The 18,331-nt window shown below is 71.7% G+C and carries 16 protein-coding genes; 5 read left to right on the top strand and 11 right to left on the bottom strand.

The genetic code is table 11. The features are described from left to right. Positions 1–163 precede the first annotated feature (163 nt). Entirely contained in the window at positions 164–1,252 is a 1,089-nt protein-coding gene (dapE, locus tag IEX22_RS09205) for a succinyl-diaminopimelate desuccinylase (protein WP_188668041.1), read from the bottom strand. A 68-nt stretch (positions 1,253–1,320) separates the two neighbouring features. Here dapE and dapD point away from each other — a divergent pair, with 68 nt between their 5' ends. After that, positions 1,321–2,331 carry a 2,3,4,5-tetrahydropyridine-2,6-dicarboxylate N-succinyltransferase gene (gene dapD / locus IEX22_RS09200; protein WP_188668040.1) on the top strand — a complete coding sequence of 337 codons (1,011 nt, stop codon included), beginning with the start codon at positions 1,321–1,323 and terminating at the stop codon, positions 2,329–2,331. A gap of 7 nt (positions 2,332–2,338) precedes the next feature. Next, positions 2,339–3,220, top strand: a complete 882-nt coding sequence (locus IEX22_RS09195; protein ID WP_229659903.1) for a hypothetical protein — start codon at positions 2,339–2,341, stop codon at positions 3,218–3,220. A 6-nt stretch (positions 3,221–3,226) separates the two neighbouring features. Here IEX22_RS09195 and IEX22_RS09190 read toward each other — a convergent pair whose 3' ends face one another. Then, complete coding sequence (locus tag IEX22_RS09190; RefSeq protein ID WP_188668039.1) at positions 3,227–3,835, bottom strand: hypothetical protein; 609 nt, start codon at positions 3,833–3,835, stop codon at positions 3,227–3,229. A 158-nt stretch (positions 3,836–3,993) separates the two neighbouring features. Here IEX22_RS09190 and galE point away from each other — a divergent pair, with 158 nt between their 5' ends. Next, the gene (gene galE, locus IEX22_RS09185; RefSeq protein WP_188668038.1) at positions 3,994–5,010 is read left to right on the top strand and encodes a UDP-glucose 4-epimerase GalE; all 1,017 of its coding nucleotides are present in this window, start codon (positions 3,994–3,996) and stop codon (positions 5,008–5,010) included. Positions 5,011–5,127: 117 nt separating this feature from the next. On the opposite strand, the gene IEX22_RS09180 is transcribed toward galE, so the two are convergent. The 3 genes from IEX22_RS09180 to fdxA all read right to left on the bottom strand — a co-directional run bounded on the left by IEX22_RS09180 (position 5,128) and on the right by fdxA (position 8,044). Then, positions 5,128–6,411 (bottom strand): citrate synthase, encoded by a 1,284-nt coding sequence (locus IEX22_RS09180; RefSeq protein WP_188668037.1) that lies wholly within the window; start codon positions 6,409–6,411, stop codon positions 5,128–5,130. A gap of 143 nt (positions 6,412–6,554) precedes the next feature. Then, a complete protein-coding gene (gene dapC / locus IEX22_RS09175; RefSeq protein WP_188668047.1) occupies positions 6,555–7,706 on the bottom strand; it encodes a succinyldiaminopimelate transaminase in 1,152 nt (383 codons plus the stop codon). 5 nt (positions 7,707–7,711) lie between these two features. After that, the gene (gene fdxA / locus IEX22_RS09170) at positions 7,712–8,044 is read right to left on the bottom strand and encodes a ferredoxin (protein ID WP_076693664.1); all 333 of its coding nucleotides are present in this window, start codon (positions 8,042–8,044) and stop codon (positions 7,712–7,714) included. 170 nt (positions 8,045–8,214) lie between these two features. Between fdxA and IEX22_RS09165 the strand changes: the two genes are divergently transcribed. Then, positions 8,215–8,451, top strand: coding sequence for a putative acetyltransferase (locus IEX22_RS09165; protein WP_188668036.1), 237 nt, complete (start codon positions 8,215–8,217; stop codon positions 8,449–8,451). A gap of 372 nt (positions 8,452–8,823) precedes the next feature. Here the strand turns inward: IEX22_RS09165 and IEX22_RS09160 are convergent, their stop codons facing one another. Beyond that, positions 8,824–9,648, bottom strand: coding sequence for a type IV toxin-antitoxin system AbiEi family antitoxin domain-containing protein (locus IEX22_RS09160; protein WP_188668035.1), 825 nt, complete (start codon positions 9,646–9,648; stop codon positions 8,824–8,826). Between the two features lie 308 nt (positions 9,649–9,956). Then, a complete protein-coding gene (locus IEX22_RS09155; protein WP_229659902.1) occupies positions 9,957–11,447 on the bottom strand; it encodes an MFS transporter in 1,491 nt (496 codons plus the stop codon). Positions 11,448–11,504: 57 nt separating this feature from the next. On the opposite strand from IEX22_RS09155, the gene IEX22_RS09150 reads away from it, so the two are divergent. Then, positions 11,505–12,011, top strand: coding sequence for an ArsR/SmtB family transcription factor (locus IEX22_RS09150; protein WP_188668034.1), 507 nt, complete (start codon positions 11,505–11,507; stop codon positions 12,009–12,011). Positions 12,012–12,041: 30 nt separating this feature from the next. Here IEX22_RS09150 and IEX22_RS09145 read toward each other — a convergent pair whose 3' ends face one another. The 4 genes from IEX22_RS09145 to IEX22_RS09130 form a co-directional block, all read right to left on the bottom strand. Then, on the bottom strand, positions 12,042–12,929 hold the full coding sequence (locus tag IEX22_RS09145) for a Rieske (2Fe-2S) protein (RefSeq protein ID WP_188668033.1): 888 nt from the start codon (positions 12,927–12,929) through the stop codon (positions 12,042–12,044). Between the two features lie 97 nt (positions 12,930–13,026). Then, entirely contained in the window at positions 13,027–14,253 is a 1,227-nt protein-coding gene (locus tag IEX22_RS09140; RefSeq protein WP_188668032.1) for a PIG-L family deacetylase, read from the bottom strand. A 3-nt stretch (positions 14,254–14,256) separates the two neighbouring features. Next, positions 14,257–16,185 carry a translational GTPase TypA gene (typA, locus tag IEX22_RS09135; protein ID WP_188668031.1) on the bottom strand — a complete coding sequence of 643 codons (1,929 nt, stop codon included), beginning with the start codon at positions 16,183–16,185 and terminating at the stop codon, positions 14,257–14,259. Between the two features lie 242 nt (positions 16,186–16,427). Then, entirely contained in the window at positions 16,428–18,272 is a 1,845-nt protein-coding gene (locus tag IEX22_RS09130; protein WP_188668030.1) for an ABC transporter ATP-binding protein, read from the bottom strand. Between the last annotated feature and the right edge of the window lie 59 nt (positions 18,273–18,331).

Below are 18,331 nucleotides of genomic sequence, written 5' to 3'. Positions count from 1 at the left end.
CGGGCTGGCTGCACTTCTACAATCACCATCGACCCCACACCGCAACCGGAGGCCAACCACCCATCACCCGACTGAACAACCTCCCTGGACATCACAAATAGATGTTCGACAACGGCCCGGATCGACGCGGATGGGACTTCTATTGACGACCTGGCGTTGGGGGTCAGCGCTCCGTGAGCCACCGGTGCAGGACGGCGTGGCAGGCGCGGATGGCGTCGGGGTCGACGTGCTCGTCGTCGGTGTGCGCGAGCAGCGCGTCCCCGGGCCCGAAGTTGATCGCGGGGATGCCCAACGCGCTCAGTCGCGCGACATCCGTCCACCCGTACTTGGGCAGCGGCTGCGCCCCGACCATGGCGACGAAGCTCGCGGCCGCCGGGTGGTCCAGACCGGGACGCGCGCCGGCGGCCCCGTCGGTGCGCTCGACGTCGAACCCGGTGAGCAGGTCGCGCACGACCGCCTCCGCCTCGTCGAGCGACTTGTCCGGCGCGAAGCGATAGTTGATCTCGATCACCGTCTCGTCCGGGATGACGTTGCCCGCCCGGCCGCCGGCGATCCGGACGGCGTTCAGGCCTTCGCGGAAGTCGAGGCCGTCGACGGTGACCGTGGCCGGCTCGTGGTCGCGGAGCCGGGTGAGCACCTCGGCGGCGTCGTGGATCGCGTTGTGTCCCATCCAGGCGCGCGCCGAGTGGGCGGCCGTGCCCCGCAGCCGCACCTCGAAACGGGCGGTGCCGTTGCACCCGCCCTCGACCGTCCCGTTGGTCGGCTCGAGCAGGATGCCGAAGTCGGCGTCGAACCAGTCGCGGTGTTGCTCGACCAACCGGCCGAGCCCACTCAGGGACGCCTCGACCTCCTCGTGGTCGTAGAAGACCCACGTCACCTCCCGCACGGGGGTGGTCACCGCGGCCGCGAGCGCGAGCTGGACGGCCACGCCACCCTTCATGTCGGTGGCGCCGCGGCCGTGCAGCATCCCGTCCCGCATCGTGGACGGCACGGTGCCGGTGGCCCCGGGCGTGGCCGGCAGCGGCACCGTGTCCAGGTGACCGGCGAGGATCACCCGCTCGGCGGCGCCCGTGCTGGTGCGGGCCATCACGGCGTCACCGGCACGCACCACCTCGAGGTGGGCGCAGCGCCGCAGCAGCGCCTCGACGGCGTCCGCGAGCGGCGTCTCGTTGCCGGAGACGCTGTCGACGTCGATCAGGCGGGCGGTCAGGTCGGCGACGTCGAGCGTGGGATCGAGGGCGAGTGTGCTCATTCGTCCATTGAAGCGCACGCGCCGTCACGCCCGTCCCGGCGCCCCACGCGGCCGATACACTGGACCGCATGACCTCCCCGACCTCCGTCCCTGAGTCCGCCGTGCCCGGCGAATCCATCGACAGCCCCCTCACCGAGCGGTACGCGCACGGTGACGGCCTGGCCACGGTCACGGACGACGGCGTCGTGCTCGACGTCTGGTACCCGGCACCGGCCCTCGGGGAACGCACCGATCAGGAGTCGAAGGCGGAGACAGCGAGCCTCGCCGCGCTGGCCGCGGACGGCGACGACGCGGACCGCGGCACCACCCGCGTCGTCGTGCACACCGAGGTGGATCTGACCGAGCCGCCGGCCGACACCGCCGACGTCTACCTGCGGCTGCATCTGCTCTCCCACCGCCTGGTGGCCCCGAACCAGGCCAACCTCGACGGCATCTTCGGCAAGCTGCCCAACGTCGTGTGGACCAATCACGGGCCGTGCAGCGTGAACGGATTCGAGCTGACCCGCGCCCGGCTGCTCCGCCGGGGCCCGGTCACCGTGCACGGGGTCGACAAGTTCCCCCGGATGGTGGACTACGTGCTCCCGCACGGGGTACGGATCGCCGACGCGGATCGCGTGCGCCTGGGCGCTCACCTGGCGGACGGCACCACGGTGATGCACGAGGGATTCGTGAACTACAACGCCGGCACCCTCGGCCACGCGATGGTCGAGGGTCGCATCTCCGCGGGCGTCGTCGTCGGTCACGACTCCGACGTCGGCGGGGGCGCCTCGATCATGGGCACCCTCTCGGGCGGCGGCAAGGAGCGGGTGCGGATCGGGGACCGCGTGCTGCTCGGCGCGAACTCCGGCGTGGGCATCAGCATCGGCGACGACAGCGTGGTCGAGGCCGGCCTCTACGTCACCGCGGGCACGCTGGTGCGCCTCGCTGCCGAGGACGACGGCCGCGTGGTCAAGGCCATCGAGCTCTCCGGGGTCCCCGGCCTGCTGTTCCGCCGCCACTCGGCCACCGGTGAGGTGCAGGCGCTGCCCCGCAACGGCGGTGCCGCCGTCACGCTGAACGCCGACCTGCACGCCAACTGAGGGGGCCATGGCCTCCCGCACCGGGCACGGTTCCTCTCCCCGCCGGCGTCGCGCCCGTGGTCACGCCGCGTGGCGGGGCGGCGTCATCGTGCTCGTCGCCGTCATCGTCGTCGTCTGCGCGGTGGTCGCGGTGACGGGTGCCCTCTCGCGGAACACCGCCCTGATCACCGAGGAGTGCACCGTCGTCAACGGGTCCTCCACCTACCGGCTGCAGCCGGACCAGGCGGCCAACGCCGCGATCATCGCCGGCATCGCGGTCCGCCGGAACCTGCCCCCGCGGGCGGCGTCCATCGCGATCGCGACGGCGCTGCAGGAGTCGAAGCTGCGCAACATCGAGCACGGGGACATGGACTCGATCGGCCTGTTCCAGCAGCGGCCCTCCCAGGGGTGGGGAACCGAGGAGGAGATCCTCGACCCGGTGTTCGCGACCAACGCGTTCTACAACCATCTCGTCGCCATCCCCGGCTACCAGCAGCTGCCCATCACCGAGGCCGCGCAGCGCGTGCAGCTCTCCGCCTACCCCGAGGCCTACGCCCAGCACGAGCCGGTGGCCCGCAGCTTCGCGAGCGCCCTCACCGGCCAGTCCCCCGCGAGCCTCACCTGCACCCTGCGGCCCACCACCAGCAACGCCACGCCGGCCGGCGTGCTCGAGTCGGCGGACACGGTCTTCGGGGAACGGGAGGTCAGCGCGGAGGGGGCCACGGCCGTCATCGCCGCGACCGGCACCGACGGTTGGGCGGTGGCGCACTGGGCGGTGGCGACCGCCTCGGGCCAGCAGGTGACCGCGGTCGAGTTCGACGGGCAGCGCTGGGAGCGCGCCCGCGGCGCGTGGCAGCCGGCCGAGAACGCCTCGGCCGAGCGCGTCCGCATCACGGTCGCGCAGTCGTAGTCCGCCTCAGACCAGCAGTTCGAGCACCGGTTCGAGGAACGCGCGCGTGGCGTCCTCGTCGGTGAGCAGGGTGTGGCCGATCAGCAGCCGGTCCGGTTCGACGAACCAGGCGCGCTTCTCGGCCAGGGGCAGCTCGATGATCTGCAACCGGAACGGCCGGGCGGACCGATCGACGTCGAGCTCCCGCTCCTCGACGAGGCGCTGCAGGATGCTGTGCTGGTGCAGGGCGTCACGCGTGTCGGCGACCTGCCGGTACTCGGCCACCCGCTCGCGGGACCACAGCAGCGCCGCGCCGAAATGGGCCTGCAGGTAGCGCCGCAGGGCCGGGCTCCCGGCGAACTCCCCGAATGCCGGTGGGGTCAACTGTTCGACGGCGTGCTCCCCGCCCAGGCACAGGCCGTGCCACCACAGCTCCCACTCCTCGCGCAGGGCGTCCACGCCGCCGGCACCGGCCGTCAGCTGGTGCGGATCCGCGAAGCGGACCCCGGGCAGCAGCGGGGACACCTGCGGGTGCCCGCACGGCCCCAGATCGGCGGCGTCCCGGACGTACAGGGCCAGCACCATCATCGGCGCCGTGTCCACGGCGATCGTCCACCCCGCCCCCGGCGTCGTCACTGGCACCCTCGTCCCTGTCGGCGGCATGACAACCGGCCGCACCGCTCGCACGCGCACGGCCGCCCTCAGGATACCGACGATCGCGGCGGTGAGCAGCCGCACAGCGGCCGGACAGCGAGGTCCCCGGTGCACTCCAGGTGCTGCCCTAGGCTGGACGGATGAAGATCCTCGTGACCGGCGGCGCCGGCTACATCGGTTCGCACACCACCCTCGCGCTCCTTCAGGCCGGTCACGACGTCGTCGTCCTGGACAACCTCGCCAACTCCAGCGCGGAGTCGCTGCGCCGGGTCGGGGAGCTGGCGGGCCGTGAGGTGGAGCTGCGGCGGGCGGACCTGCGCAACCCGGCCGATCTGGACTCGGTGTTCTCCGGCGCGGGAATCGAGGCCGTGATCCACTTCGCGGGTCTGAAGGCCGTCGGCGAGTCCGTCGCCGAGCCGCTGCGGTACTACACGAACAACACGGTCGGCACCGTCAACCTGCTCACCGCGATGGACGCCCACGACGTGCGCACCATCGTGTTCTCCTCCTCCGCGACCGTGTACGGCGCGACGGAGGAGGTGCCGCTGACGGAGAAGCTGCCGCTGGACGCCATCAACCCCTACGGCCGCACCAAGGAGCAGATCGAGGACATCCTCGCGGACCTCGGCGAGGCGGACCCCCGGTGGCGGATCGCGCTGCTGCGCTACTTCAACCCGGTGGGCGCCCACGAGTCCGGCCGGATCGGCGAGGACCCCACCGGGGTGCCGAACAACCTGCTGCCGTTCGTCGCGCAGGTCGCCGTCGGCCGCCGGGAGAAGGTGCGCGTGTTCGGGGACGACTACCCGACGCCCGACGGCACCGGGGTGCGGGACTACATCCACGTCGTCGACCTGGCGACCGGCCACCTCGCCGCGCTCGACTATCTGGCCGCCCACGCCGGCGTGCACCGCTGGAACCTCGGCACCGGCCGCGGCTCCTCCGTGCTCGAGGTGATCGAGGCGTTCGGCCGTGCGGCGGGTAAGCCGGTCCCGTACGAGATCGCGCCGCGCCGGCCCGGCGATGCCGCCGTCAGCTACGCGGACCCGTCGGCGGCGCTGGCGGACCTGGGCTGGTCGGCCACCCGGGACCTGGACACCATGTGCGCCGACCACTGGCACTGGCAGTCGCAGAACCCGAACGGCTACGCGGACGCCTGACCCCGACGTTCCCCCGCTCCCCTTCGAGGCCAGGTCGTCAATAGATGTCGCATCCGGCCCCTCGGAGGGGCCGATGCGACATCTATTGACGACCTGGCGGATGAATCGCCGGGGGGCTCAGTCCAGCGGGTAGTTGCGCTCCGGGGAGCCCGTGTACAGCTGGCGGGGCCGGCCGATCTTCGTCGCCGGGTCCTCGATCATCTCCCGCCACTGGGCGATCCAGCCCGGCAGCCGGCCGAGCGCGAAGAGGACGGTGAACATCTTCTCCGGGAAGCCCATGGCCTTGTAGATGACGCCGGTGTAGAAGTCGACGTTCGGGTACAGCTTGCGCTCGACGAAGTAGTCGTCGGCCAGCGCCTTCTCCTCGAGCCGCTTGGCGATGTCCAGCAGCTCGTCGTCGATGCCGAGCTTCTCGAGCAGCTCGTCGGCGATGCCCTTGACGATCTTCGCGCGGGGGTCGTAGTTCTTGTAGACGCGGTGGCCGAAGCCCATCAGCTTGACCCCGTCCTCCTTGTTCTTCACCTTCTCCATGAAGTCCTCGGGCTTGATGCCCTCGGCCTTGATCTTGCGGAGCATGTTCAGCACGGCCTCGTTGGCGCCGCCGTGCAGCGGGCCGAAGAGGGCGTTGATGCCCGCGGAGACGGATGCGAACAGGTTCGCGTTGGAGGAGCCGACCAGCCGCACGGTCGACGTCGAACAGTTCTGCTCGTGGTCGGCGTGCAGGATCAGCAGGGTGTCGAGGGCCTTGACGACGAGCGGGTCCAGCTCGTAGTGCTCGGTCGGCAGGCCGAAGCACATCCGCAGGAAGTTCTCGACCGAGTTCAGCGAGTTGTCCGGGTAGAGCATGGGCTGGCCGATGCTCTTCTTGTGCGCGTATGCGGCGATGACGGGCATCTTCGCGAGCAGCCGGAAGGTGGAGAGCTCCACCTGCTGCTTGTCGAACGGGTTGAGCGAGTCCTGGTAGAACGTCGAGAGCGCCGAGACGGCGGAGGAGAGCACCGGCATCGGGTGCGCGTCCCGCGGGAAACCGGCGAAGAAGCCCTTGAGATCCTCGTGCAGCAGGGTGTGGCGGCGCAGCCGGTTGTCGAACGCCTCCAGCTCGTCGGCGGTCGGCAGTTCGCCGTAGATCAGCAGGTAGGTGACCTCGACGAACGAGGAGTGCTGGGCCAGCTGCTCGATGGGATATCCGCGGTACCGCAGGATGCCCTCGTCCCCGTCGATGAAGGTGATCGCGGACTTGGTGCCGGCGGTGTTCATGAAGCCGATGTCGTAGGTGACGTCCCCGGTCGTGCGGAGCAGCTTGGAGACGTCCAGGCCGGGGTTGCCCTCGGTGACGTCGACGCGCGGCAGCTCCATCGAGCCGGTGCCGTAGTCCAGGGTCGCCCCGTTGCCTTCAGCCACTGGTTCCTCCTCGAGAGGTGGTCGGACGCGCGGCGGCGTCAGGCCCGCACCGGCGTCGTGTTCGACTCAAAGTTACCCGCACCGGGTGATCTGACCGAATCCTGCACCGGCAGGTGAGACGGTGCGCGAGTGCGGTGGCGGGGTCAGGATCCGGCGGCGGCGAGCCGGTCGGCCGCCGCCTGCACCCGCTGGGTGGGGGCGGTCAGGGCCACCCGGACGTGCCGCGTCCCGGCCGCGCCGTAGAAGACGCCGGGGCCGGCGACGATTCCCAGTTCCGCGAGCCGCTGGATGGTCGTCCACGCGTCCTCGCCGGCCGTGCACCACAGGTACAGGCCCGCCTCGGAGTCGTCGATCCGCAGCCCGAAGGCTTCGAGGGCCGGACGCAGGAGGGCGCGTCGCCGCCGGTAGACGTCCTTCTGGACGCCGACGTGCTCGTCGTCGTCCAGGGCCGCCGTCATCGCGTCCTGCACGGGCGCCGGCACGATCATGCCGGCGTGCTTGCGGGCGTTGACGAGGGCCGGCATCAGCTCCGGCGCGCCCGCGAGGAACGCGGCCCGGTAGCCGGCCAGGTTGGACTGCTTGCTCAGCGAGTAGGCGGCGAGCAGGCCGGTCGGATCGCCGCCGGTGACGCGCGGGTCCAGCAGCGAGGGCACGGGTTCCCCGCCCTGGTGGGCGTCCCACCGGTCCCAGCCCAGCTCGGCATAGCACTCGTCGGAGACGACGACGGCACCCGCGCCGCGGGCCTGGTCGACGACCCGGCGCAGCCGCTCGACGTCGGCGACGGCCCCGGTCGGGTTGGCTGGCGAGTTCACCCACACCATCCGCACGCGGGACCGGACGGCGTCGTCGAGCGTCTCCAGGTCGTCCGCGGCCACGGCCTCGGCCCCCGCGAGCCGCGCGCCGATCGCGTAGGTGGGGTAGGCGGCGGTCGGGTGGACGACGACGTCACCGGCGTGCAGCCCCAGCAGCAGCGGCAACCAGGCCACCAGCTCCTTGGATCCGACGGTGGGCATCACGGCCTCGGCCGGCAGGTCGACGACGCCACGACGGCGCGCGAACCAGCGCACCACGGCCTCGCGCAGCTGCGGCGTGCCGTGCGTGGTCGGATAGCCGGGAGCGTTCGCGGCGTCGGCGAGCGCAGCCTGGAGGAAGCCCGGCGTCGCGTCGACGGGGGTGCCGACGGACAGGTTGACGGCACCGTCAGGGTGGGCGGCCGCCATGGCCTGGTAGGGGGCCATAGCCTCCCACGGGTACTCGGGCAGGTCGAGCCCGAAGGACCGGGACCCGGACGGCACCGTCGTCACAGGTCGACGTCCTGGTTCTGCGGCGGCAGTGCGGCGATCATCGGGTGGTCCGTGTGCGTGTTGCCGACCTTGGCCGCCCCACCGGGCGAGCCGAGCTCCTCGAAGAACTCGACGTTGGCCTTGTAGTAGTCGGCCCACTCCTCGGGGGTGTCGTCCTCGTAGTAGATGGCCTCCACCGGGCAGACCGGTTCGCAGGCCCCGCAGTCGACGCACTCGTCGGGATGGATGTAGAGCGACCGTTCACCCTCGTAGATGCAGTCGACGGGACACTCCTCCACACACGCCTTGTCCTTGATGTCGACGCAGGGCTGCGCGATGACGTACGTCACGTCTGACCTCTCCTCGGGTACCACGGTCGGCGCCGCCGGGTCATCACCGGGCTCGACCGGGACGTCCGGCGGCTCTCGTCAGTCTACTGCCGAGCTCCGGCGCTCGATGTCGCCGCGCTCCCGCCGGACGTGCCGCGCCGCGGCTCCACGCGGATGACTACCGTGGAAACATGAACACCGCTCCGGCCCGGCTGTTGGCGACGCTGCCGCTCGGCACGCGCGTCGTCGTCCGCTACCGCATCGACGATGCCGTCCACGGAGCGACCGACGCGCTCGGGGAGATCGTGGCGCGGCAGACCGACACGTGCACCGTCCGCACCCGGTCCGCCGGCGACGTGGTCATCGCGCTGGCGGACGTCACCGCCGCGAAGACGGTCCCGCCACCCCCGGCGCCCCGCCGGGGATGAGGAACCGCTGCTGCCGTCCGCCGGGCTGTGCACCGGGCCGCACCCCAGCCCAATTGCCGACGCTGCTCATCGGGCTCCGCTGCGGTGACCAGCCGCCGCCACCAGCACGCCGCACCCCAGCCCGGTCGCCGACGCCGCTCATCGGGCTCCGCTGCGGTGACCAGCCGCCGACACCAGTACGCCGCACCCCAGCCCGATCATGACTGCTCCAGATTGGGTCACCGCACTCTGGCCCGAACGCCGACGCCGCTATCCGGGCTCCGCTGCGGTGACCAGCCGCTACCACCAGCACACCGCACCCCAGCCCGATCGCCGACGCCGCTCATCGGGCTCCGCTGCAGCGCCCACCCGCGTCGACGGGCCGTTCCGGGCTCACCGACCCGGTGCCACCGCCGGCGCGCTCGCATGACGCTCGAGCGTGCGCCTGACGAGGGCGATGAAGGCCTCGGGCTCGTGGATCACCATCTCGTAGGTGACGCGGAGAACCGGCACCGCCTCCGACGTCAGGGCATTCCACCGTCGGCGGTCCTCACGGTAGGCCGCACGGTCGCTGTGGAACTGGGCGCTGTCCACTTCGATGCCGAGCATTCCGTCGACGAACAGGTCCACGTGACCGACTCCGGCCACCTTCACCTGACACTGCACGCAGAAGCCGGCGTCCTGAAGACAGACTCGTCCGATGGTCTCGGTCATCGAACCGGACAACGGATTGATCCGCTCCAGGACCCGTCCGACGCGGGCGCATCTCACGGTCGACGCACGCTCACGCAACTGCCCGAGCGTCGTCCTCTTCAACACGACGGCGGATTCGACGAGCACCAGCGCCTCGACGTCCGGGAGGCAACGGCAGCAGCTGAGCAGGGCATCCACGAGGTCGTAGCTTCCGTTGACGCGGTGGACGACGCAGTCCGTCAACGGCACGCTACGGCCGGCGCCGAGATGCGGAAGGGGCGGGAGTCGCCACTGCCACAGCCCGCTGGCCTGGGCGAAGGTGACGCACGCTGCCCGCGCACCCTGTCGACGCCACTCGACCATCCGAGGGTCAGCCGTGGACGTCGCGAGCAGGCCGTGACCGACGCGTTCGAGATGTCCGCTCGTCACCCACGCATCGATGCGCGCTCTGCTGATGCCGGCGTCGCGCAACTCTCCCCACCGGACCACGCCGCCGTGCGCCCGCACCAGTTCGCCGATGTCCACCCCACCATGGTCGATCACCGACGGTGCCCGTGGGCCGAGGAGGATCGTTGCTGTGGATAACCGGATCCGCCCACTCCACGCCGCCACGGACGTCGAGCAACGCCGGACGGCCTCGAGCAGTTGCGATTCCGCACCCCAGCTCTGTTCTGGGCGCCGAGGTCGGGCTCGGCTGTACCGCACGGAACAGCGCCGCGCCGGAGCCCGTGCATGGACGCCGGCGACCGGGCTATCGCACTCCAGCCCCGTCCTGATCGCCGGATCGGGGCTGGGATGCGCCGTCATCCCGCCCTCCCGGCGAACCCGCCGGGTCAGGACGGGAGCCGGCGCATGCCCCACAGCGGGGAGAAGAACAGCGGCAGACACGCGGTCCCCGCACCGACGATTCCGATGAGGATGGTGGGCACGATGCCGATCGAGCCGCCGAGCCACCCGCCCAGCAGTGCGCCGATCGGCATGACACCCCACACCAGGCAGCGGATCGACGCGTTCATCCGCCCGAGCAGGGGCGGCGGGCACACCCGCTGCCGCATGCTGACCTGGAGGACGTTGTAGACGACCACCAGCACGGAGAACCCGAAGTCCGCGATGCTGATCGCCGTGATCTGCAGCCACGGGGTCGGCATCAGGGTCGCCGCGGGCATCAGCAGCATGAGGACGGCGGAGGCCACGAGGGACAGCGGCAGGGCGGTCCCCTCTCCCACCCTCTCTCCGATCCGGGACGCGAGGGCGGCGCCGAGCACGCCGCCGATGGCGCCCAGCGACATGATCAGACCGAACGCCGGCGCGCCGAGCCCGAGTTCGCGCAGGATGAGGATCGGGTACAGGGTGGCCGCGACGGTGGAGAAGAAGTTGGAGATGCCGGTCGCCGCGGTGATCCGGCTGATCAGCGGATGCCGGACGACGAAGCTGAGTCCGGCCCGGATCTGGCCGATCAGGGAGGCCTCGTGCGGCGGGTCCGGCCGTCGTTCACTGTCCCGCACGGTGATCAGGGCGAGCGCGGAGACGAGATACCCGACGGCCTCGGCGACGAACAGCACCGGCACGCTCACGACGCTGAGGAGGGCACCGCCGATGCCCGGGCCGCCCAGCCGCGCGACCTGCGCCGTGGCCTCCAGCTTTCCGTTGGCGTCCGCGACCCGGCCCGACGGCACCAGCACCGGGACGAAGCTCTGGTACCCGACGTCGAAGAACACCGTGGCGGTGCCGACGACGGCGGCGACGGCGAGCAGGTGCCAGAAGTCGAGGCTGCCCGTCCACCACAGCACGGGGATGGCCAGCATGGCCACGGCCCGGACGGCGTCGGCCGTGATCATCGTCCGGCGCTTGCGCCACCGGTCCACCCACGCGCCGGCCGGCAGACCGATCAGCAGGAAGGCCGCGAACTGCACCGCGTCGAGGAGGCCCACCTGGAAGGCGGTCGCGTCCAGCACGCTGACCGCGAGCACCGGCAGCGCGATCCGGCCGACGCTCGAGCCGATCTGGCTGACCCCCTGGCCGCCCCAGAAGCGGAGGAAGTCGCCGTCGCGCCAGAGGGACCGGTCGGGGCGAACGACGTCCGTGACGTCCCCGGTCAGGGGTGCCGGCGCGTCCGCTGCGGGGCGGTCCGCGGCGGTCGGCGCCTCGATCGGCGCGGCGGGCGGCGCCTGGATCGGCGCGGCGGGCGCCGGCGTCGGCGACGTGGGTGACCCGGACGGTGACACCGTGCCGACCGCTGCGGGAACGCCGAGCGGGGTGCCGGTGGGACCGGCCGGAGACGGGCCCGCGGGCTCCGGCGCCGCGCCCTGATTCTCGGACGTCATCCCCACAGCATCACCCAGTGATTGGCATTCGTCAATCACTGGGGGCAGGCTGGCCTGATGCACGCGGAGGACACCGACGACGAGGCGCTCGCCCGCGGCCGCGCCCTCAGCTCCCCCCTGCGCATCCGGATCCTGCGGTACTGCCTGCACGAGGCGCGGACCAACAAGGAGATCGCACAGCGCTTCGACCTGAATCCGGCCACGAGCCTGCACCACGTGCGCACCCTGGCCGACGCCGGCTTCCTGGCCGCCCAGCCGGAACGACGGGGAACCCGCGGCGCGCGGGAGGTGCCCTACCTCGCCACCCGGCTGTCCTGGTCCACGCCGATGCCCCCGGGCACCACGCTGATCGACGCGTTCCTCGCCGACCTCGAGGGCGTCGCTCCGGATCAACTGCAGACGGTGCGACTGGGAATCAAACTGAACACGGAGCACCGGCGGACGCTGCTGGCGAGGATCGAGGCCGTCCTGGAGGAGTACGCGGCGATGCCCGCAGACGCCGACGGCGAGCCGACCTCGATCTTCTTCGCCCACCACCCCGACCTGACGGCGCGCGACCGCTGAGGGACGCCCCGCCGGGTGCGGCGAGCCGGCTCAGCCCGCGCCGGGCAGGCTGACCTCGAGGCGGCCGTCGACGACACGGGTGGCGAAGCTGGGCTGGGGCGCGGTGGCCGGGCCGTTGACGACGGCGCCGTCGCGCAGGGAGAACGTCGAGCCGTGCCACGGGCAGGTGACGCAGGGGCCCTCCCCCGGGGCGCCCGTGGTCAGTTCGCCCTCGTGCAGGGGACCGGAGAGGTGGCTGCACAGGTCGGCGATGACGAACACCGCGTCCGAGGACTCCTGCCGAAGCACCGTGACGGGCACGTCGCCGACCGTCCGCCGGGTCAGCGTGCCCGTGGGCAGCTCGTCGACCGGGCCCAGCGAGTGCCAGCCCGGCGCCACCCGGTGCGGCACGTCCTCGACGTGATTGGCGCCGGCGGCCTGCCGGAACGAGAGGTGACCGCCGAGGAACCCGCCGACGCCGGCGACGGAGAGCCCGGCGAACGAGAGCGTCTTGCCCAGGCCGTGGCGGCCGGAACGTCGAGCCAGCCAGGAGACCGAGTACAGACCGACGGCCGTGAGGTTCGCCGCGGCGTGCACCAACCCCACGCGCATCTGCTGCTCGTGCAGGTCGCCGTAGTCCGTGTAACCGGCGGCGATGGCCGGGACGGCGGCGACGACGCCGGCACCGACGAGGCGACGCGACGCCTCCTCCGAGCCGGGCACGAGGTCGAGGAACGCGGCCGAGAACCAGGCACCGAGAGGCACCTGCACCAGCGGGGGGTGCAGCGGGTGTCCCTGGGGCACGCCGTGCAGCAGGTCGCGCAGCCACTGCGGCTTGAAGATGGCGCGAGAGAGCCGGTGTTCGAACTCGACGACGGGGTCGAGCCAGGTGGCGTCCTCGAGGGCGTCGATGGCGGCGACGGGGGCGAGGGTCTTCATGCGGCCTCCTGAGGGTGCGTGGACCCTCATTCTGCCGCGCACCACCCCCGGAAAGAAACCCATCAGTGCACTGATGGTGGCGCGGCGGGAGGGCCGGTCAGGCTCGGGAGCGCCGCAGGGTCCGTGCGGTGAGCAACACGGCGAGGACGGTGGCCACGGCCGAGCCCGCCAGCCAGATCGTGCCGGCGAGGGCGACCCCGGTCGGCTGCGCGGTCTGGGTGACGATCAGGGGGACGTCACCGGTCCCGGCAAGCAGGCAGTTGGCGCTGAACGCGACGGCGCCGGTGACCGCGGCCGCCCACAGAGCGCTCCGCCACAGTCCGACGGCGGTGGCGGCGCTCGCACACAGCACGACGGCGAGCACCGCTCCCCACGGCACCGGCGTGGTGGCGAGATAGGCCACGTGGCCGTGCAGCAGCGTGCCGAGCCAGCAGACGAGCACGCCGGCCACGACCGCGGCGAGGACGGTGCGCATCCGTCCACCGGTGCGGGTCGCGGCGAGGCGCGGGCGCCCGCCCGGCGTCGCGTCCCGGAAACGCTCGAACCCGGAGATGTCCTGCCAGATGCCGTTGGAGAGGGCGAACCGGCCGCCCTCGACGACCGTCTGGGTGCCGTGGGCGGCGATCGCGGCGCGCTTGGCGTCGGCGTCGCCGGCCACCTCGACGAGCCGGCCGGAGGAGGAACCCGCGTCGCTGGCCGTGACCCACAGCCGGGCGGGCAGCTCGTCGCGGACCTGGTCGAGCGCCGCCAGGGTGACCTGGTGGGCGCGGATGTGGTCGGGATGCCCGTAGCCGCCGTCGTCGTCGTACGTGACGACGACGTCGGGCCGGGCCAGTCGCAGCAGGGCGGCCAGGTCCGCCGCCGCCCGGTCGAGCGGCTGTTGGGAGAAGCTGTCGGCCGAGACCTGCGGGGCGGGCCGCGCGCGACCGTCCTCCCCCCAGCTCATCCCGGAGTCACGGTAGACGCGTGCCGTCGCACCGGGCGCGAGCGCGGGAGCCGTGCCGAGCAGGAAGCCGGTGTGCACGCCGAGCACGCGGGTGGCCGCGGCCAGTTCGTCCAGGCGCACCCGGGCCAACTGGTCGCCGTCGTCCACGCTCTCGGGCAGCCCCACCTGCAGGTGCCGCAGATCCTCGGGGATCACCTCGCCGAGTTCCCCGCGGGTGCAGGTGAGCAGGAGAACCCGGTGCCCGGCGGCGGCCAGGGCCGCCATCGTCCCGCCCGTCGCGATCGACTCGTCGTCGGGATGCGCGTGGACGAACAGCACCGTCGCGGGCGCCGTGACGCCCGCGAGCAGGTCGGCCAGGCCCGCCGGCTCCTCCCGCACCGATCAGGCCCGAGCCCGGGCCCGGGCGGCCTTCATGCGCTCGTTGGCGTCGAGGATCACCTTGCGGATGCGGATGGACTCCGGCGTCACCTCGACGCACTCGTCCTCGCGGGCGAACTCGAGGGACTCCTCGAGCGTCAGGGTGCGCGGCGGGGTGAGGTTCTCGAAGGAGTCCGAGGAGGCCGCCCGCATGTTGGTGAGCTTCTTCTCCTTGGTGATGTTCACGTCCATGTCGTCGGCGCGGGAGTTCTCGCCGACGATCATGCCCTCGTAGACCTCCGACGTCGGCTGGACGAAGAAGCTGCCGCGCTCCTGCAGGTTGATCATGGCGAAGGGCGTGACGACGCCGGCCCGGTCCGCGATCATCGAGCCGTTGGTGCGGTACTCGATGTCCCCGGCCCACGGCTCGTAGCCCTCCGCGTAGGAGGAGGCGATGCCGGCGCCGCGGGTGTCCGTGAGGAAGCGGGTGCGGAAGCCGATCAGGCCGCGGGCGGGGACGATGAACTCCATCCGCACCCAGCCGGTGCCGTGGTTGGCCATGTTGGTCATGCGGCCCTTGCGGGCGGCCATCAGCTGGGTGACGGCGCCGAGGTACTCCTCGGGCACGTCGATGGTCATGTGTTCCATCGGCTCGTGCACCTTGCCGTCGATGGTGCGGGTGACCACCTGCGGCTTGCCGACGGTCAGCTCGAAGCCCTCGCGACGCATCTGCTCGACGAGGATGGCCAGGGCCAGCTCACCGCGGCCCTGCACCTCCCAGGCGTCGGGACGCTCGGTCGGGAGCACCTTGAGCGAGACGTTGCCGATGAGCTCCTTGTCCAGGCGGTCCTTCACCTGCCGTGCGGTCACCTTGGCGCCCTTGACCTTGCCGGCCAGCGGCGAGGTGTTGATGCCGATGGTCATGGAGATGGCAGGGTCGTCGACCGTGATCAACGGCAGGGGCCGCGGGTTCTCGAGGTCGGTCAGGGTCTCCCCGATGGTGATGTCCTCGATGCCGGCGACGGCCACGATCTCACCGGGACCGGCGGACTCGGCGGAGACCCGCTCGAGGGCCTTGGTGGCGAGCAGCTCGGTGATCTTGACGGTCTTCAGCTCGCCGGTGTGACGGGCCCAGGCCACCTGCTGGCCCTTGCGCAGGGTGCCGTTGAAGATGCGCAGCAGGGCGAGCCGGCCCAGGAACGGCGAGGCGTCCAGGTTGGTCACGTGCGCCTGCAACGGGGCCTCGGGGTCGTACGACGGGGCCGGGATGTGCTCCACGATGGTCGAGAACAGCGGCTCGAGGTTGTCGTTCTCCGGGGCGCTGCCGTTGGCGGGCTGCTCCAGGGACGCGGCGCCGACCTTCGCGGCGGCGTACACCACCGGCACGTCGAGCACGGCGTCCAGGTCCAGGTCGGGCACCTCGTCGGAGAGGTCGGAGGCCAGGCCGAGCAGCAGATCCATGCTTTCGCTGACGACCTCGGAGATCCGGGCGTCGGGCCGGTCGGTCTTGTTCACGACCAGGATCACGGGCAGCTTCGCGGCGAGGGCCTTGCGGAGCACGAACCGGGTCTGCGGCAGCGGGCCCTCGGAGGCGTCGACGAGAAGCACGACGCCGTCGACCATGGACAGGCCGCGCTCCACCTCGCCGCCGAAGTCGGCGTGACCCGGGGTGTCGATCACGTTGATGGTGATGGTCTCGCCCTTGGCCGCGGGGCCGCCGTAGAACACCGTGGTGTTCTTGGCGAGGATGGTGATGCCCTTCTCCTTCTCCAGGTCCCCGGAGTCCATCACCCGGTCGGCGACCTCGCCGTGGGCGGAGAAGGCACCGGTCTGCCGGAGCATGGCGTCCACCAGGGTCGTCTTGCCGTGGTCGACGTGCGCGACGATGGCGACGTTGCGCAGGTCCTCGCGGACGGCACGGGCGGCCCGAGTAGTGGTGGCGGTGTCAGACATGCGGGATGACTCGATTCGGTGAGAGACGGGGGTCCACGGTGCTGGCCGTGGACGAAGGCGATGCGGGGGCCGGGCGGAGCACCCGGGACGCGGGCGCGGCCGCGCGTGGGTCGGCGGCGCCGAAGTGCACCGACAGACCATTCTAGACCCGCGCGGCGGGCTCGCGCCGTGGTCGCCGTCACGCGCGACGGCGCCCGCCCCCGGCGAGAGGGACGGGCGCCGTCGTCGGGCGCGGCACGCCCTCAGTCGTCGATGGCGGCGAGCAGCTGGGCCCGCACCTCGCGCCGCTCGCGCTGCTTGTCCGGGTCCGGCAGGGGCACGGCGGCCAGCAGCCGCTGGGTGTACGCGTCCTGCGGGTTACGCAGGATCTCGTCCCGGGTGCCCTGCTCCACGATCCGGCCACGGTTCATCACGACGATCCGGTCGGCCAGCAGGTCGACGACGGCGAGGTCGTGGGTGACGAACAGGCAGGCGAAGCCCAGCTCGCGCTGCAGGTCCTGGAAGAGCTCCAGCACCCGGGCCTGCACGGAGACGTCGAGGGCGGACGTCGGCTCGTCCGCGACCATGAGCGCCGGTTTCAGGGCGAGCGCCCGGGCGATGCCCACGCGCTGCTTCTGCCCGCCGGAGAGCTCGTGCGGGTACCGGTTCCGGTAGGCGCGGGGCAGCTGGACCTGGTCCAGCAGCTCCTCGATCCGCTTCTGCAGGGCGTCGCCGCGCGCCTCCTTCGCCAGGAACAGCGGCTCACCGATGCTCTCGCCGATGGGCAGGCGCGGGTTGAGGGAGGACGACGGGTCCTGGAACACCATGCCGACCTTGTTGCGCAGGGTCCGCAGCTGCTTCCGGTCCGCCGTCGTGATGTCCTCCCCCACGACGCTCAGCGTGCCCCCGACGATCGGCAGCAGGCCGACCGCCGCCCGGCCGATGGTGGTCTTGCCCGAGCCGGACTCGCCCACGAGGCCGACGACCTGCCCGGGGTAGATGGTCAGGTTGGCGTCGCTGACGGCGCGGAACGCGGGTACCCGGCCCTGCTTGGGGTACTCGATGGCCACATCGGTCAGGGCGAGCACCGGCTGGACGGCCTGCAGCCGCTCGGCCTCGGCTGCGGCGATCCGCTCCGCCTCCGCCAGGGCACGCTGATTCTCCTCCTCGCGCGCGGCCAGTTCCCCCGCGTCGATCTCGACGTCGGCGCCGGAGACGTCCGCCGAGGAGGCCAGCGCCGCGACCAGGTCGATGTCCTCCTCGCCGGCGGTGCCCAGGTGCGGCACGGCGGCCAGCAGGGTCTGCGTGTAGGAGTGCTGCGGGTCGTGGAAGATCTGCGCGGCGGTGCCGGATTCCACGGTGCGCCCGTCCTTCATCACCATGATCCGGTCGGCCAGGTCGGCGACGACCCCCATGTCGTGGGTGATCAGGATGATGCCGGAGTCCAGCTTGTCCTTGAGGTTGCGCATCAGGTCGAGGATCTCGGCCTGCACGGTGACGTCGAGCGCCGTGGTCGGCTCGTCCGCGATCAGCAGCTTCGGGTCGCACGAGAGCGACTGGGCGATCATGGCCCGCTGTCGCTGACCACCGGAGAGCTGGTGCGGGTACGAGTTGAACGCCTTCTGCGGATCGGGCAGTTCGACCAATTCGAGCATCTGCAGGGCGCGCTCGGCGGCCTGCTTCGGCGAGATCTCGTTGTGCAGGCGGACGGTCTCCACGATCTGGTTGCCGACGGTGTAGACCGGGTTCAGCGCCGTCATCGGTTCCTGGAAGATGACCGCGATCTCGGAGCCGCGCACCTGCCGGATCGAGTGCTTCGAGGCGTGCAGCAGCTCCCGTCCGGCCAGGTTCACACTGCCGCGCACGACGGCGTTGACCGGCAGCAGGTCCAGCAGCGCCATCGCCGTCGTCGACTTCCCAGAGCCGGACTCGCCGACGATGGCGAGCACCTCACCGCGGGCCAGGTCGAAGTTGGAGTCGATGACGGCCGGGACCAGTTTCTTCTCGACGCCGAAGCTGATGTCGAGATGGCGCACGGTGAGCAGGGTGTCGCCCCGGCCCCCGCGTCCGGCTGACGGCGCTGCGCTCGGCTGTGCTGCGTGACTCATCGGTTCTTCCCTTCCTGACGCGCGGTGGGCTCACGGTCCCCGGCAGCGTCCGGCGCTGA

The organism is Tersicoccus solisilvae (genome assembly GCF_014643255.1).
Lineage (GTDB): Bacteria > Actinomycetota > Actinomycetes > Actinomycetales > Micrococcaceae > Tersicoccus > Tersicoccus solisilvae.
Note: the sequence above shows the minus strand (reverse complement) of the source record. Positions and strands in the feature narration are given on the sequence as shown.

Coding starts and splice junctions, on each gene's coding strand:
- IEX22_RS09150 (WP_188668034.1), top strand. CDS start 11,505: ATGCACGCGGAGGACACCGACGACGAGGCGCTCGCCCGCGGCCGCGCC.
- typA (WP_188668031.1), bottom strand. CDS start 16,185: ATGTCTGACACCGCCACCACTACTCGGGCCGCCCGTGCCGTCCGCGAG.
- dapE (WP_188668041.1), bottom strand. CDS start 1,252: ATGAGCACACTCGCCCTCGATCCCACGCTCGACGTCGCCGACCTGACC.
- IEX22_RS09130 (WP_188668030.1), bottom strand. CDS start 18,272: ATGAGTCACGCAGCACAGCCGAGCGCAGCGCCGTCAGCCGGACGCGGG.
- IEX22_RS09145 (WP_188668033.1), bottom strand. CDS start 12,929: ATGAAGACCCTCGCCCCCGTCGCCGCCATCGACGCCCTCGAGGACGCC.
- IEX22_RS09195 (WP_229659903.1), top strand. CDS start 2,339: ATGGCCTCCCGCACCGGGCACGGTTCCTCTCCCCGCCGGCGTCGCGCC.
- galE (WP_188668038.1), top strand. CDS start 3,994: ATGAAGATCCTCGTGACCGGCGGCGCCGGCTACATCGGTTCGCACACC.
- dapD (WP_188668040.1), top strand. CDS start 1,321: ATGACCTCCCCGACCTCCGTCCCTGAGTCCGCCGTGCCCGGCGAATCC.
- IEX22_RS09155 (WP_229659902.1), bottom strand. CDS start 11,447: ATGACGTCCGAGAATCAGGGCGCGGCGCCGGAGCCCGCGGGCCCGTCT.
- IEX22_RS09165 (WP_188668036.1), top strand. CDS start 8,215: ATGAACACCGCTCCGGCCCGGCTGTTGGCGACGCTGCCGCTCGGCACG.